This is a genomic window from Streptomyces sp. P17, from assembly GCF_032436805.1.
Classification (GTDB): Bacteria; Actinomycetota; Actinomycetes; order Streptomycetales; family Streptomycetaceae; genus Streptomyces.
Map to the genome: position 1 here is coordinate 1 of NZ_JAVRBF010001512.1, position 235 is coordinate 235.

Here is a 235-nt window from a genome sequence, read left to right on the forward strand (position 1 = left end):
TGCCTCTGAAGATGATATGCAAGGATTCTGTCTTTAGCTGCCCTGAGCGCCTGCCGTTCGCTGCTGTCTTCGGGTATCCAGTCCCAAGGTTTTTCTGTTTTCAGCGCCTTTTCGACTGCATTAGCTTCCTCTTCACCCAACTCAAAATCGGCTAGGGCGGGTAAATACCGATCAACCATCGTTTCTGTCGGCCTTGCGTATGTGGCGATCGACCTTTCCAATAAGGTCGCGAACT

At 51.1% G+C, this 235-nt stretch carries 1 protein-coding gene; it reads right to left on the reverse strand.

The window, feature by feature from the left end; genetic code table 11:
* The coding region (locus RMT89_RS45525) for a hypothetical protein (RefSeq protein WP_315889618.1) at positions 1-235 on the reverse strand (235 nt) is incomplete at both ends.